The 14147-nt window shown below is 29.7% G+C and carries 13 protein-coding genes; 7 read left to right on the forward strand and 6 right to left on the reverse strand.

Going from position 1 to position 14147, the window contains the following annotated elements; genetic code table 11:
- Positions 1-15: 15 nt before the first annotated feature.
- From rlmF to H3Z83_RS02650, 3 genes are read right to left on the reverse strand one after another with little or no spacing between them, the layout of a single operon-like run.
- A complete protein-coding gene (rlmF, locus tag H3Z83_RS02640) occupies positions 16-870 on the reverse strand; it encodes a 23S rRNA (adenine(1618)-N(6))-methyltransferase RlmF (protein ID WP_182123930.1) in 855 nt (284 codons plus the stop codon).
- Positions 870-2462: a bacillithiol biosynthesis cysteine-adding enzyme BshC gene (gene bshC / locus H3Z83_RS02645; RefSeq protein WP_182123931.1), complete on the reverse strand. Its 1593-nt coding sequence runs from the start codon at positions 2460-2462 to the stop codon at positions 870-872. Before bshC ends, rlmF begins: the two co-directional genes overlap by 1 nt.
- Positions 2463-3128: a class I SAM-dependent methyltransferase gene (locus H3Z83_RS02650; protein WP_182123932.1), complete on the reverse strand. Its 666-nt coding sequence runs from the start codon at positions 3126-3128 to the stop codon at positions 2463-2465.
- Between the two features lie 121 nt (positions 3129-3249).
- On the opposite strand from H3Z83_RS02650, the gene H3Z83_RS02655 reads away from it, so the two are divergent.
- From H3Z83_RS02655 to H3Z83_RS02675, 5 genes are read left to right on the forward strand one after another with little or no spacing between them, the layout of a single operon-like run.
- On the forward strand, positions 3250-5184 hold the full coding sequence (locus tag H3Z83_RS02655) for a BatA domain-containing protein (protein ID WP_182123933.1): 1935 nt from the start codon (positions 3250-3252) through the stop codon (positions 5182-5184).
- Entirely contained in the window at positions 5181-6440 is a 1260-nt protein-coding gene (locus tag H3Z83_RS02660; protein ID WP_182123934.1) for a dihydroorotase, read from the forward strand. Before H3Z83_RS02655 ends, H3Z83_RS02660 begins: the two co-directional genes overlap by 4 nt.
- Before the next feature lie 2 nt (positions 6441-6442).
- Entirely contained in the window at positions 6443-6769 is a 327-nt protein-coding gene (locus tag H3Z83_RS02665) for a hypothetical protein (protein WP_182123935.1), read from the forward strand.
- Positions 6770-6773: 4 nt separating this feature from the next.
- Complete coding sequence (locus tag H3Z83_RS02670) at positions 6774-7418, forward strand: alpha/beta hydrolase (protein ID WP_182123936.1); 645 nt, start codon at positions 6774-6776, stop codon at positions 7416-7418.
- A 55-nt stretch (positions 7419-7473) separates the two neighbouring features.
- Positions 7474-8409, forward strand: a complete 936-nt coding sequence (locus tag H3Z83_RS02675; protein WP_182123937.1) for a sterol desaturase family protein — start codon at positions 7474-7476, stop codon at positions 8407-8409.
- Between the two features lie 33 nt (positions 8410-8442).
- Here the strand turns inward: H3Z83_RS02675 and bcp are convergent, their stop codons facing one another.
- On the reverse strand, positions 8443-8895 hold the full coding sequence (gene bcp, locus H3Z83_RS02680; RefSeq protein ID WP_182123938.1) for a thioredoxin-dependent thiol peroxidase: 453 nt from the start codon (positions 8893-8895) through the stop codon (positions 8443-8445).
- 34 nt (positions 8896-8929) lie between these two features.
- Between bcp and H3Z83_RS02685 the strand changes: the two genes are divergently transcribed.
- Entirely contained in the window at positions 8930-9580 is a 651-nt protein-coding gene (locus tag H3Z83_RS02685) for an endonuclease III domain-containing protein (RefSeq protein WP_182123939.1), read from the forward strand.
- Between the two features lie 247 nt (positions 9581-9827).
- On the opposite strand, the gene H3Z83_RS02690 is transcribed toward H3Z83_RS02685, so the two are convergent.
- Positions 9828-10412 (reverse strand): RNA polymerase sigma factor, encoded by a 585-nt coding sequence (locus H3Z83_RS02690; RefSeq protein ID WP_182124372.1) that lies wholly within the window; start codon positions 10410-10412, stop codon positions 9828-9830.
- Between the two features lie 240 nt (positions 10413-10652).
- Between H3Z83_RS02690 and uvrA the strand changes: the two genes are divergently transcribed.
- The gene (gene uvrA, locus H3Z83_RS02695; protein ID WP_182123940.1) at positions 10653-13439 is read left to right on the forward strand and encodes an excinuclease ABC subunit UvrA; all 2787 of its coding nucleotides are present in this window, start codon (positions 10653-10655) and stop codon (positions 13437-13439) included.
- Positions 13440-13512: 73 nt separating this feature from the next.
- Here uvrA and H3Z83_RS02700 read toward each other — a convergent pair whose 3' ends face one another.
- Positions 13513-14133 (reverse strand): HmuY family protein, encoded by a 621-nt coding sequence (locus tag H3Z83_RS02700; protein WP_182123941.1) that lies wholly within the window; start codon positions 14131-14133, stop codon positions 13513-13515.
- Positions 14134-14147: the final 14 nt, after the last annotated feature.

Here is a 14147-nt window from a genome sequence, read left to right on the forward strand (position 1 = left end):
ACTGTCGCTCTGCGACTAAAATCTCCAGCAAACAATTCTAGTTACTTTATTCCCTTGGCTCATCGGAATTACTTTAAACTCTAGTACTTTTAATTTTTTAGCAGAAGCTTGTAAACTCTCAACATTTTCTTTTTTAGACACTAAGCTAGTAAACCACTTACTTGCTTTTGGGCTTAAAGAACTCTCATATAAATAAGTGTGTAAAAAAGCTTTTTCACCACCAACATACCAAAGTTCATTTGAATTTCCTGCAAAATTACGCACTGCGTTATTTCCTAAATTTCTCGATTTTCTTCGGTTTGCTCCTCTAGCCTCTTCTGCCGATTTATAAAAAGGAGGATTACACATGGTTGCAGTAAAAGAATCATCATCATTTAAAATTTCTTTTAAAATATGCTCTTCTTTAAACTGTTGTCTTAGTTCAACTTTATCAGTAAAACCATTGTCATCTATAATATCTTGAGCATAATCTAACGAATCTAAATCGATATCAGTAGCTACAAAATTCCAATTGTATTCAACTATTCCTAACAGTGGGTAAATACAACTGGCTCCTGTACCAATATCTAGAACTGTAACCTCTTTTTCATCACCAATTAAATCAGCTAAATGATGAATATAATCTACTCTACCAGGAATCGGAGGACATAAATTATCATCAGAAAAATTCCATTCTTTAATATTGTAATGAGCTGCTAATAATGCCTTATTGAACTCTTTAACCGCAACAGGATCTGAGAAATCAATAGTTTCTTTATCAAACTTCTCAATAACAAACTCTGTTATTTTCGGATACTTTTCTTTTAATAATTTAAAATCGTATCCGTTTTTGTGTTTGTTCTTTTTATGTAATCCTTTTTTAGCTGCCATTAAAGTGTAAGTACTGTAAATTCTAATTGTAATGGATGTAAATTCTCTTTTAATGTTTTTATAAAAGTAGCTCCGTATTCTAAATAATATTCCGAAAAATTACGTTGTCGTTCTTCTAAACTTTGATTTGGTAATATTTCGTTTTGCAATAATACGATTCTATCAACCAATTCTTTCTGTTTTCTTTTTTCTGCTCTCAACCAACGCTTTTCAAGATTCTGTAATCCTTTTAATTGCTTTTTCTCTTGAGCATTTACAGCTCCTACAAATGAAACATCTGTTTTTTCAGCAACAGTTCGCAACTCAGTAAATTGATCTTGTAAAAATTGTTTCTGCTTTGTAAAATCTACTTTTACTTCTGAACTTTCTAATACTTTTTGAGCCAGCAAATTATTTTGTTTCTTAAACAACTCTTCAATCGAAATATTCAAGCTGTTTAACTTTTTTTGCTGCTTTTCAGAAATTACTTGAACAGAATTTCGTAATAATAGAATTGGAAATGGAATTTCTACCGCTTCGAAATACTTTTTTAATTCAAACCAATACGCTAATTCGCCACCTCCACCGATGTAACATAAGTTTGGTAAAATAACTTCTTGATATAATGGACGCATGATTACATTTGGTGAAAAACATTCTGGTTTTTCTTTCAAATGTTTTAAAATCTCGTCTTTAGTCCACGTAATATTCGTTTCGTTAACTTTATACAGTCCATCTTCAAAAACTATACGTTCACGAATTTCATCAGTTAAGTAAAATAAGTTGATTTCTCTCGGATTTACTTGAACCTTATAACTCTTTTCTAGCTCCGAAATTGTTTCTGTTACCTTCTGATGAGAAATTTGTTCAGTTAACTCTCTTTCAACATAAGGAACAAACTCTTGCTTTAACGCTGTATCATCAGCATCAATAATTATCAGACCATACTCACCAAATAATTCATTAGCAATATATCGTGTTGCACCAGCTAAAGTATCGTGCTTTAAATACCCGTCTTTAAAAAGCTCACTTAAATACTGTGCATTTTTAGAAGTCCCTAAATGATTTGATAACACTTCTAAAACTTCATTTAAACCTTCAGTAGAAAAACGCCCTACTCCACCCGTTTGGTCAGAATTCCATTGAACTTTCTTCCCTTTAAAATTAAAGTAATTAATCTCTTCAAAATCGTGATCTTCAGTAGCCATCCAATAAATAGGAACAAAATTCTCAGTTGGATTCTGAACTCTTAATTCTTCACACAAATTAATTACCGAAAGTATTTTATATAAAAAATATAACGGACCAGTAAACAAGTTTAATTGATGTCCTGTGGTAATTGTAAACGTGTTGTCTAAACTTAAATCGTTTATATTTTTCTCAGTTTCTTCTGAAGTTTTAACTTGATTGTATTGTTTTTTTAAAACATCAACCAAAGTTTTTCTAGATTCAATTTTAAATGAATCTCTTTTAATTGCTATTTGTTTCTTTAACCCTTCTATAGATGGATAGTTACCATAAAAAGGTATTGTATTTTCATTTTTCTCTAAATAATCAATCATTGTTTTAGAGAAAAAACCTGTTGTTTTAAAAGGGATGTTTGTTACTTTCATTTACTTACTTTTTCTTTGAAACAATGTATAAACATAAGGTCTTTCTCCTCCGTAAGGGTTTATAAAAGTGTGATTAAAATCTTCTTTTAAAACAAAATCATCTCCTAATCTTTCTTGCAACATATCGGTATTATAACGTTGTAATTCTAAACCGCAACATTTTTCAGCTCCATCTAAAGCAAAAACTGCAATAATCACAAACCCATTTGGACTCACTACTTTTTTAACCAAATTAAAGTAAGCATCTTGCTCTTCTTTCTTTAAAAAGAAATGCAATACTGCTCTATCGTTCCAAATTGCAACATTATCTAGTTTTTTTAACTCGGTTGAGCTGGTTAAATCATCTATAAGAAAACTCACTTTAGAAGCCTCCTCTCCTAACCGTTCTCTCAAATCACTTAATGCTTTCTCGGAAAAGTCGTTTGCTATTATATTAGAATATCCTTTTGCTAACAATTCATCAACTAACATTGATGAGCCAACACCAACATTTAAAATCTTAGCGTTTTTATCTATTCCTGTTTTATGTATTAAGTCTAATGTTTCTTTTGAACTTTCTTCATACCACCCTAACTTCTCGGTAGTATTTTTGGTATAAGCGGTATTCCAGTGTGTTTTTAAGTTATTCTCATCTGGAATTTTACAATCACTCTCTTTTGTAGTCATAGCTCAAAAATAGTAAAATTTGATGCTTTGTCGAAAACAAAACAATATTCTAACAGATTTTTAACTTCATTCTTTTTTAAACCATCAAATTGGCTATTTTTACATTTAGTAAAACGAATCTATGCAATTTAAACATCCTGAAATTTTATATTTCTTAGCATTTTTATTGATCCCAATTTTGGTGCATTTATTTCAATTGCAACGATTTGTTAAAGTTCCGTTTACCAATGTTGCTTTTTTACAAAAGTTAGTTTTACAAACCCGAAAAAGTTCTCGTATAAAAAAATGGTTAATCTTAGCTACTCGACTTTTACTTTTAACAGCTATCATATTAGCCTTTTCTCAACCATATTTTAGCAATCATAAAGTTGAAGAAAGACAACATTTTTTTATTTACTTAGATAACTCATTAAGCCTAAATACTAATGGAGAAAAAGGAAATCTACTCCAAGTAGCTTCTCAAGAAATTATTGAAAACTTATCAGACAAAGCAAATTATTCTTTACTAACTAATGATAACTTTTATAAAAACAAAACTGCCTCTGACTTAAAAGACATTTTACTAAAAACTACAATCACAGCAAAGAATTCAAACATCGAAGATATTCTTTTAAAGATTTCAAGCGAAAACAACACTAACCAACCCTCTTCAAAAAACATCTTAATTTCTGATTTTCAAAACATAAAAAAAGAAGATTTAAATAATTTAGATTCAAATACTCAACTAGTAAAACTAAATCCAGAACAGAAAAGTAATATTTCGATAGATAGCGTTTTTATTAAAGAGAATGGTTCTTCTAATTATGAAGTAAATATCTTAATCAAAAATCAAGGAGCTGCAAAAAACAACATTCCTATTGCTATTTACAATCAAAAAAAATTAATAAATAAACAAACGTTTTCTGTCAAGCAAAATCAAACTGAAACTGTTGTTTTTTCAATAGTGAAAACTCCAACATTTCTTGGAAGCGTAGACATCAACATAAACGACACTTTTAGTTTCGACAATTCGTTTTACTTTTCGATAAATACAGCAACAAAAATTAATGTCTTAAGTATTGGCGAATCTTTAAATTTTCTTGAAAGAATTTACACTAAAAAAGAATTTAACTTTATTAATTCAACTCCTAAAAATGTTAACTACAACCAAATTCCTAAACAGAATTTAATTGTTTTAAATGAAATTGAGGACATTCCAGAAACCTTAATTAATAGTTTAGTTGATTATGCTAAAAAAGGAGGTAACATTATTGTTATTCCACATAAAAATGCTGCTATTAAATCTTACAATAGTTTTTTTAAGAAAGCTACTATTGGACGTTTACTTTCTAAGAAAAAAGACAGTTTAAAAATTACTGAGATTAACTATAATCATCCATTATTAAAGAATGTTTTTGATAAAAAGGTTCGTAATTTCCAATATCCTTTTGTAAAAAGCTCTTTCATTACTTCTTTTAATAATGTGAGTACAATTGTTTCTTTTGAAAATAAACAAGGTTTCATCAAACAAAGAAAATTAGCAAATTCATCATTTTATTGGGTAGCCGCTCCTCTAAACAAAGAGAATAGCAACTTTACAAACTCTCCTTTAATTGTACCTATATTTTACAATATTGGAAAACAAAGCTTACAGCTTTCGAAACTTTATTATACTGTTGGTCAGCAAAACACAATTGACATCGATACCCAGATACAAAAAGATGAAATTTTAACTATTACAAATAACGAAACCTCTTTTATTCCTTTACAACAAACATTTCAAAATAAGGTTAGTATCACAACATCCAATCAACCTTTAAAAGCTGGTTTTTATCAAGTAAAACAAGATGATGAAATTTTAAAAAACATCGCTTTTAATTATTCTAAGAATGAAAGCTCATTAAACTTTTTAGATGTTTCTAACCTTGATAACACAAGTATTTCAACATCAGTAAAAAACACTTTAGAAAGTATAAATAACGAAAATAAAATTCAATGGCTTTGGAAATGGTTTTTAGCATTAGCCATTGTATCTTTGCTTTTAGAAATTTTGATTTTAAAATTCTTTAAACCATGATAACGCTTATAAAATCAGCAACAATCATAGACGCTTCAAGTCCTTTTCATCAACAAACCAAAGACATTTTAATTAACGACGGATCAATTACTAAAATTGATGATAATATCTCTAAAAAAGATGGTTATCAAGTTGTAGAGCTTGACAACTTACACGTTTCTACTGGTTGGTTTGATTCTAGTGTTTCTTTTGGTGAACCAGGTTACGAAGAAAGAGAAACAATTAAACATGGTTTAGAAGTTGCAGCTAAAAGTGGATTTACAGCTGTTGCTGTAAACCCGAATACAAATCCTGTAATTGATAACAAATCTTCTGTTGAATTTTTAATTAATAAAGCAAACGGATTTGCAACCAATCTATATCCTATCGGGACTTTAACACAACAAAATAAAGGTATTGAAATGGCTGAATTGTATGATATGCAACAATCTGGCGCTATAGCTTTCGGTGACTATAACAAACCTATAGCAAATGATAATTTGTTAAAAATTGCATTGTTATATACTCAGAATTTTGATGGCTTAGCGTTAAGCTTTCCTAAAAATAATTCAATTGCTGGTGATGGTGTTGCTAACGAAGGAAAAAACAGTACACTTTTAGGCTTAAAAGGCATTCCTGCTTTAGCCGAGGAAATTCAAATTTCTCGTGATTTATTTTTACTAGAGTATACTGGCGGTAAATTGCACATCCCTACAATTACAACCGAAAAATCAGTTAAATTAATTAAAGAAGCTAAAAAGAAAGGTTTAGATGTTACTTGTAGCGTTGCTGTTCATAATTTAGTTTTAACAGATGATGAATTGCATGGTTTTGATGGAAATAAAAAAGTGAATCCTCCTTTAAGAACATCGAAAGACATTAAAGCTTTACTGAAAGGTTTAAAAGATGGAACTATTGATATCATTACATCTGACCATAACCCAATTGATATTGAACATAAAAAAGTAGAATTTTCTACAGCAAAAGACGGTACTATCGGTTTAGAAAGCGCTTTTGGGGCTTTAAATTCTGTTTTAGATATAGAAACAATTGTAAATTGTTTATCCAATAACCCTAAAGAGCGTTTTGGAATAGAGAAAATATCAATTCAAGAAAATCAAAAAGCTGATTTGTCAATTTTCTCTCCAGATGGGGATTACACTTTTTCGGAAGAAAATATTATTTCAACATCGAAAAATAGTATCTTTTTAAATAAAAAGTTAAAAGGAAAAGTGTATGGAATTTACAATAACAATCAACTTATTTTAAACTCTTAATTATGGGGAATCAAACAGTAAATGAAGGAAAAACAAATGCAATAATTTGTCATTTTTGGGTTATTGGACTAATAATTGCTTTTGTATTAAATATGAATAAGAAAAACTCATTTGCAAATTTTTATATTAGACAAATGATCGGTTTAAATATTCTTTCTTTTTTAAACACTTGGGTTGTTTATAAATATCTAGGAAGTTTTGCTGGCTGGATTGTTGGTGTAATTTTATTTGTTCTTTGGGTTATTAGTTTTATGGCTGTTTTGAAAGGAGAAAAAAAACTAGTTCCAATTTTTGGAGAACAATTTCAAGATTGGTTTAAAGGAATTTAAGTACATGAGTTTACATTATATAGTTAGAGAACCGAAGAAAGGAATTACCAACCCACCTTTGTTAATTTTACTACACGGATATGGTAGTAATGAACAAGATTTATTTTCATTCGCTGAAGAATTACCTGATGAATTATTAATAGTTAGCGCACAAGCACCTTACGATATAGGGTATGGTGGTTATGCATGGTACGCTATTAATATTGATGCGAATAATGAAAAATTTTCTGATTTAGTACAAGCAAGAGAATCTATAAATAGTATCGCTTTATTTATTGATGAAATAAAAACTAAGTACAATACAAACCTTGATAGAACATTTTTACTTGGTTTTAGTCAAGGAGCTATTTTAAGTTACGCTTTAAGCTTTTTATATCCTAATAAAGTGAATCACGTAGTTGCTTTAAGTGGATATATAAATGATGAATTATTACCTAAAGAAATTTCAAAAAATATTACTACTGATTATTATATCTCTCACGGAACAGTAGATCAAGTACTGCCCGTTGATTGGGCTAGAAAAGCTTCTCCTTTTTTAGATAAGCATAATTTAGTAAATAAATACTCTGAATATCCTGTAGGACACGGAGTTGCGCCTCAAAATTTTTATAGTTTTAAGAGCTGGATTCTTGAAAGGTTAAAATCTTAAATCATCGAATACCTGTTCTAAATATCAGTTATCTTTGCAGACTAAAAATTAATTAATGGATATTTTTACTCATCAAAACGCATATAAATGGTTCATTCCTGTTTGTGCTCTTGCTATTGGTGTTGAAATGTATTTTAGCTACAAAAGAAAAACTAAAAATTATGAGTTTAAAGATTTTTCTACCAATGCGTATTTTGCTTTAACAAATATTCTTTTAGATACGTTAATGTATGGAATTTCATTTATTGTAATGGATTTCTTCTACGAGTATCGATTTATTAATTGGGAACACACAGGGGTTTTATATTGGTTAATCGCATTTATTGGTCAAGATTTCTTGTATTACATCCATCATTATGTAGATCATCATTCACGATTTTTCTGGGCAGTACACGTAACTCACCACAATTCGGAATATTATAATATTTCTACAGGTTTCCGTTCTCCTGTATTTCAACCTTTATATCGATTTATGTTTTTAGTTCCTTTAATTTTGATAGGAATAGCTCCGCTACATATTATGTTTGCATATGCAATGAATCAAAATTACGGAACATTATGTCATACTAATTTTATTAAAAAGAATACTAAAAAAGGAGTTGCTGGTTTCTTTTTAAATATTTGGGAGTACATTTTTGTAACACCTTCTCATCACAGAGTGCATCATGCTTCTAACACAAAATATTTAGATAAAAACATGGGAATGTTTTTAATTATTTGGGATAGAATGTTTGGTACTTTTCAAGCTGAAGAAACTACCGAAGAATATGAAGAACTGAAATTTGGTTTAACAAAGCCTTTAGAAGATAAGGGACCAATCAATATTTTATTTCATGAATGGAAAGAAATATTTAAAGATTTTTTCGATAGAAAAAAACATCTTCCTTTGGGTACACGTTTAAAATATATTTTTATGCCTCCTGGTTGGTCTCACGATGGGAGTTCACAAACGAGTAAACAACTACAAGAAGAGTTAAAAAAACAGAATTAATAAAAAAAGCCAAGTAATTTACTTGGCTTTTTTTTATCCTAAAATTTGCTCAGCATGTGCTTTTGTTTTCACTTTAGTAATTACATTTTCAATAATACCATTCTCATCAATTACAAAAGTAGTACGATGAATTCCGTCATACTCACGTCCCATAAATTTTTTAGGCCCCCAAACCCCAAAAGCATTAATAACTTCTTTACTCTCATCCGCTAACAAAGGAAAAGGTAATTCGTGTTTATTAATCCAATTTTGTTGACGCTTAGCTGAATCTGCACTCGATCCTAGTACGTTGTATCCCTTTGCTAAAAAAGTTTGATAATTATCTCTTAAATCACATGCTTCAGCCGTACAACCTGGTGTGCTTGCTTTTGGGTAAAAGAATAACACTAGTTTTTTCCCTTTATAATCAGAAAGTTTTATAACATTTCCTTTTTCATCAACAGATTCGAAATTGGGTGCTTTATCTCCTATTTTTAATGTAGTCATAATTTGTATTTTTGTCGATATAAAGATATTGAAAATGACTAAGGCAGACAAAGTACAATTTGTTATAAATACATTAGGAGAATTATATCCGGAAATACCTATCCCATTAGACCATAAGGATCCATACACTCTTTTAATCGCTGTTTTATTATCTGCGCAATGTACCGATGTTCGTGTAAACCAAATTACACCTTTGTTATTTGCTAAAGCTGATAATCCTTATGATATGGTAAAAATGACCGTAGAAGAAATTAAGGAAATTATCAGACCTTGTGGATTATCACCAATGAAATCGAAAGGAATTTATGGTTTATCTAAAATTTTAATTGAAAAACATAACGGAAAAGTTCCTCAGAGCTTTGAATACTTAGAAGAGTTACCTGCTGTAGGACATAAAACTGCAAGTGTTGTAATGAGTCAAGCTTTCGATGTCCCTGCCTTTCCTGTAGATACTCACATCCATCGATTAATGTTTCGTTGGAATTTATCTAACGGAAAAAGTGTGAATCAAACAGAAAAAGATGCAAAACGTTTATTCCCAAGAGAATTGTGGAATGATTTACACTTGCAAATTATTTGGTATGGTAGAGAATATTCTCCTGCTAGAGGATGGAAGTTAGAAAACGATATTATTACTAAAACTATTGGTAGAAAATCTGTTCTTAACGAATATTACAAAAATTAAGTCCATAAAAAAAGCTCCAACATTAGTTGAAGCTTTTTCCACTCTTAATTCAAATTCAATTCAATGAGATAGTTTGATTTGGTTTTAACTACTTTTAGCGATTTAGAAAAATTAATCAAAAATTGAACTGTTTCTTGTTTAGGTTTCATTTTAAAATCCGAAGATCTTTCAGAGTAAAGTTGTATCATATATCCCCTTTTATTAGTTTATTTTCAAGTATTTAACGATACAATTTTACTAATATTGTCTAATTTACTAAAATAATTTTATTTTTTTCAATTATTTTTCTCAAATTAATTAAAGCATAACGCATTCTTCCTAAAGCTGTGTTAATACTAACCCCCGTGTTTTCAGAGATTTCATTAAAACTCATGTCGTTATAAATACGCATTTTTAAAACTTCTTTTTGCTCTTCTGGCAATTCTTCTACTAATTCTTTAACATCAGCTAAAATTTGCTCTTTAATAATTTTATTTTCTGCGTTTAAAGATCCATCACTTAAAACTGAAAAAATATCAAAATCATCAGTATTATTAAATTTTGGCATTCTGTTACTCTTTCTAAAAAAATCAATAATTAAATTATGAGCAATTCTCATAACCCAGGGTAAAAACTTACCTTCTTCATTATAACTTCCTTTTTTTAGTGTGCGAATTACTTTTATAAAAGTATCTTGAAAAATATCTTCTGTAGTATCTCTGTTTTGTACTTTGCTGTAGATAAAGCTGTACAATCTTTGTTGGTGACGTTTAATCAATAATTCTATTGCTAATTCTTTTCCATTCAGATAGTCTTTTACTAAAACACTATCGCTTATAACATCTTTATGCATCATAATTACTTTTTTTTAGAATCCGTTAAGACTCTTTCGTTAAGGGGTATATTTATTAAAAAGTAATTATTTTGCTATAGGCTATTAATTATTGATTAGTAACTAGTTACAAATATTCAATTTTTTATTTACAATTACAAACAATCAATAAAGTTTATCTTAAAAAACTAAAAAAACAATTATATAATCTTTAAAAAGATTTCTAAAAGTGGTATTTTTAGCGTTTATATTTTTGAGTAAATGAAGACAGATATTTCTACCGTTAACCCTAAGGAAAACATTATTATAAAAGGAGCCAAACTGCACAATTTAAAAGACATTGACGTAGTGATTCCTCGAAATAAATTAGTAGTTATTACTGGGCTTTCTGGCTCAGGAAAATCTTCATTAGCATTTGACACGCTGTATGCTGAAGGGCAAAGACGCTATGTTGAAAGTTTATCTTCGTACGCACGTCAGTTTCTTGGAAAGTTACACAAACCAAAAGTTGATTATATTAAAGGGATTGCGCCTGCAATTGCTATCGAACAAAAGGTAAATTCAACAAATCCACGTTCAACAGTAGGTACCTCAACCGAAATTTACGATTATATAAAACTCTTATATGCTCGCATTGGTAAAACCATTTCCCCAATCTCTGGAAATGAAGTGAAAAAACACACCGTTTCTGATGTATTAAACTTTGTAAAAACATTTGAAGAAAGAACCAAATTATTATTACTTGCCCCTATCACTATTAACGAAAACCGTGATATTAAAACTGTTTTACAGGTTTTAACTCAGCAAGGTTACGCTCGTTTAAAATACAACAATAAGGTTTATCGAATTGACGAATTTGATATTAAAGATTATAAAAACGACGAAATATTTTTAGTTATTGATAGAATCGTTATTAAAAACGACGAAGATTTTTATAATAGATTAGGAGACGCCATTCAAACTGCTTTTTTTGAAGGAAAAGGCTTTTGCTATATCGAAAATATAGCAACTTCAACAGTTACTCCTTTTAGTAATAAATTTGAACTAGACGGAATTTCTTTTTTAGAACCAAACACTCATCTATTCAGCTTTAATAATCCATACGGAGCATGTCCTACATGCGAAGGTTATGGTAGTGTTATTGGTATAGATGAAGATTTAGTGATTCCAAATACAGGACTGTCTATTTACGAGAATGCAATTTTTCCTTTTAAAACAGATAGCTACTTACATTATAAAGAAGATTTAATTCTGGGTGCCGAAGCATTCGGCATTCCAATTCACAGACCCTGGTTTGAACTTTCTGATGAACAAAAAGAGCTTGTTTGGAATGGAACTAAAAAATTTAAAGGAATACATCATCTATTTAAAACTTTAGAAGAGAAGAGTTACAAAATTCAAAACCGCGTGATGCTTTCTCGCTATCGTGGAAAAACTACCTGTACAGATTGTAGCGGTAAGCGTTTACGAAAAGAAGCTAATTACGTTCAGGTTTATGGGAAAACTATTTCTGAATTAGTTACCCTTCCGCTAGATGAATTAGCTGTTTTATTCAACAATATTGAATTGAATAAGTATGAAGAAAAAATTGGGAAACGTTTATTGACAGAAATTAATAATCGCTTACAATTTTTAACCGATGTTGGTTTGAATTATTTAACTTTAAATAGAACTTCAAACACTTTATCAGGAGGAGAAAGTCAACGCATAAACTTAGCAACTTCATTGGGTAGCTCTTTAGTAGGCTCTATGTATATTTTAGATGAACCGAGTATTGGTTTGCATCCAAAAGATACTGAACGTTTAATTAAAGTTTTAAAAGATCTTCGTGATTTAGGAAACACCGTTATTGTAGTTGAACATGATGAAGATATTATGAAAGAAGCTGATTATATTATAGATATCGGTCCTGAAGCAGGAACTTATGGTGGTCATGTAGTTGCTGAAGGAACTTTTAATGAAATTTTACAATCAGAATCTTTAACAGCAAAATATTTATCTGAAGAGCTAAAAATTGAAGTTCCTGCTTCTCGTAGAAATTCTAAGAATTCAATTGATATTATTGGAGCACGAGAAAACAATTTAAAAAATATTGATGTTTCTTTTCCGCTAAATAACTTGACGGTTATTACAGGGGTTTCTGGAAGTGGAAAAAGTACCTTGGTTAAAAAAATTCTATATCCAGCAATGCAAAAAAAGCTAGTTGGTTATGGAAACAAAATTGGTCAATACACAGATATTAAAGGAAGTTATGATAATTTAAAACATGTTGAGTTTATCGATCAAAATCCTATAGGTCGTTCTTCAAGGTCTAACCCTGTTACTTATATAAAGGCTTATGATGATATTCGAAAATTATTATCTGAGCAAAAATTATCTAAAATAAGAAACTATCAGCCAAAACATTTTTCATTTAATGTAGAAGGAGGTCGTTGCGAAGTTTGTAAAGGTGAAGGTGAAGTTACTATCGAAATGCAATTTATGGCAGATGTACATTTGCAATGCGATACTTGTAACGGGAAACGCTTTAAGAAAGAAGTTTTAGAAGTAAATTTTGAAGAAAAAACAATTGATGATATTCTAAATCTTACTATTGATGATGCTGTAGCTTTTTTCACAGAGAACAACCAACCTAAAATTGCTAGAAAACTAAAACCTTTACAAGATGTTGGATTAGGATATGTTCAATTAGGGCAATCATCATCTACTCTATCTGGTGGAGAAGCACAACGTATAAAGCTTGCCTCATTTTTAGTAAAAGGAAATACAAAAGATAAAGCCTTATTTATTTTTGATGAACCTACTACAGGCTTACATTTTCATGATATTAAAAAGCTATTAGCTTCTTTTAATGCTTTAATAGAAAAAGGGCATTCTATTGTGGTTATTGAGCACAATATTGAACTTATAAAATGTGCTGACTACATTATTGATTTAGGAACTGAAGGAGGAAAAAATGGAGGAAACCTAATTTTTACTGGTACACCAGAAGAAATGGTTAAGAATAAAAAATCTTACACTGCTAGTTATTTAAAAGACAAAATATAAAACTGCCCAACCTTTTATGGATAGACAGCCTTAACGTAACAAAAACTAACAAAATTCAATAGCCTTTTTTAGCTTACTGAAAACTTTTATCTCCTACTCTTGGGTTGTACACATAATCAAAAGTATAATAACGTGGTTCACTTGAAGTTGTAATTGTGTTAGGGTTATCTTTATAATAACTTTTTATTTCCATTTTAGCGTAATTCCCATCAATAGTTTTAACAACTAAAATAGTCCCTGCATTTGCAGTTACAATTCTATTTCCATAAGTATACCAATCATCTCCTCCATCAGATGTAATTGCGTATACACCGTTTGCATCTTGTTTAAATTTGTCTTCAGTCGGCGTTTCTTTTACATCTTTAAATGGACTTTTTATTACAGCTAAAGATGCATTACCAGTTCTTTCTGGTTCATCTGTTAAACCATATTTATTACCTCCATTAATAATAACTCTAAGTCCTCTAAAAGCAATATCCCAATTATCATCTGTTACTTGTTTTCCTTCTTTAAAACTAAACTTCGTAAACTCTCCTGAAATTGGTTGACCATGACCTGCTTGTTCCTGTGGTGCATGTAAATTTGATATTGTTTTAGCTTCAATAGGCTCTATAACAAGACTATCGTTTTCTGAACACGATATAACGATAAAAGTTAATACTACTAATAATAAAATTGATTTTAAGTTTTTCATTTTTGGTTGATTTA

It is taken from the genome of Tenacibaculum pelagium (assembly GCF_014062345.1).
In the GTDB taxonomy this organism is placed as follows: domain Bacteria; phylum Bacteroidota; class Bacteroidia; order Flavobacteriales; family Flavobacteriaceae; genus Polaribacter; species Polaribacter pelagius.

Excerpts from the sequence above, each read along its gene's own strand:
- rlmF (WP_182123930.1), bottom strand. The coding sequence starts at position 870 with ATGGCAGCTAAAAAAGGATTACATAAAAAGAACAAACACAAAAACGGA.
- bshC (WP_182123931.1), bottom strand. The coding sequence starts at position 2,462 with ATGAAAGTAACAAACATCCCTTTTAAAACAACAGGTTTTTTCTCTAAA.
- H3Z83_RS02650 (WP_182123932.1), bottom strand. The coding sequence starts at position 3,128 with ATGACTACAAAAGAGAGTGATTGTAAAATTCCAGATGAGAATAACTTA.
- H3Z83_RS02655 (WP_182123933.1), top strand. The coding sequence starts at position 3,250 with ATGCAATTTAAACATCCTGAAATTTTATATTTCTTAGCATTTTTATTG.
- H3Z83_RS02660 (WP_182123934.1), top strand. The coding sequence starts at position 5,181 with ATGATAACGCTTATAAAATCAGCAACAATCATAGACGCTTCAAGTCCT.
- H3Z83_RS02665 (WP_182123935.1), top strand. The coding sequence starts at position 6,443 with ATGGGGAATCAAACAGTAAATGAAGGAAAAACAAATGCAATAATTTGT.
- H3Z83_RS02670 (WP_182123936.1), top strand. The coding sequence starts at position 6,774 with ATGAGTTTACATTATATAGTTAGAGAACCGAAGAAAGGAATTACCAAC.
- H3Z83_RS02675 (WP_182123937.1), top strand. The coding sequence starts at position 7,474 with ATGGATATTTTTACTCATCAAAACGCATATAAATGGTTCATTCCTGTT.
- bcp (WP_182123938.1), bottom strand. The coding sequence starts at position 8,895 with ATGACTACATTAAAAATAGGAGATAAAGCACCCAATTTCGAATCTGTT.
- H3Z83_RS02685 (WP_182123939.1), top strand. The coding sequence starts at position 8,930 with ATGACTAAGGCAGACAAAGTACAATTTGTTATAAATACATTAGGAGAA.
- H3Z83_RS02690 (WP_182124372.1), bottom strand. The coding sequence starts at position 10,412 with ATGCATAAAGATGTTATAAGCGATAGTGTTTTAGTAAAAGACTATCTG.
- uvrA (WP_182123940.1), top strand. The coding sequence starts at position 10,653 with ATGAAGACAGATATTTCTACCGTTAACCCTAAGGAAAACATTATTATA.
- H3Z83_RS02700 (WP_182123941.1), bottom strand. The coding sequence starts at position 14,133 with ATGAAAAACTTAAAATCAATTTTATTATTAGTAGTATTAACTTTTATC.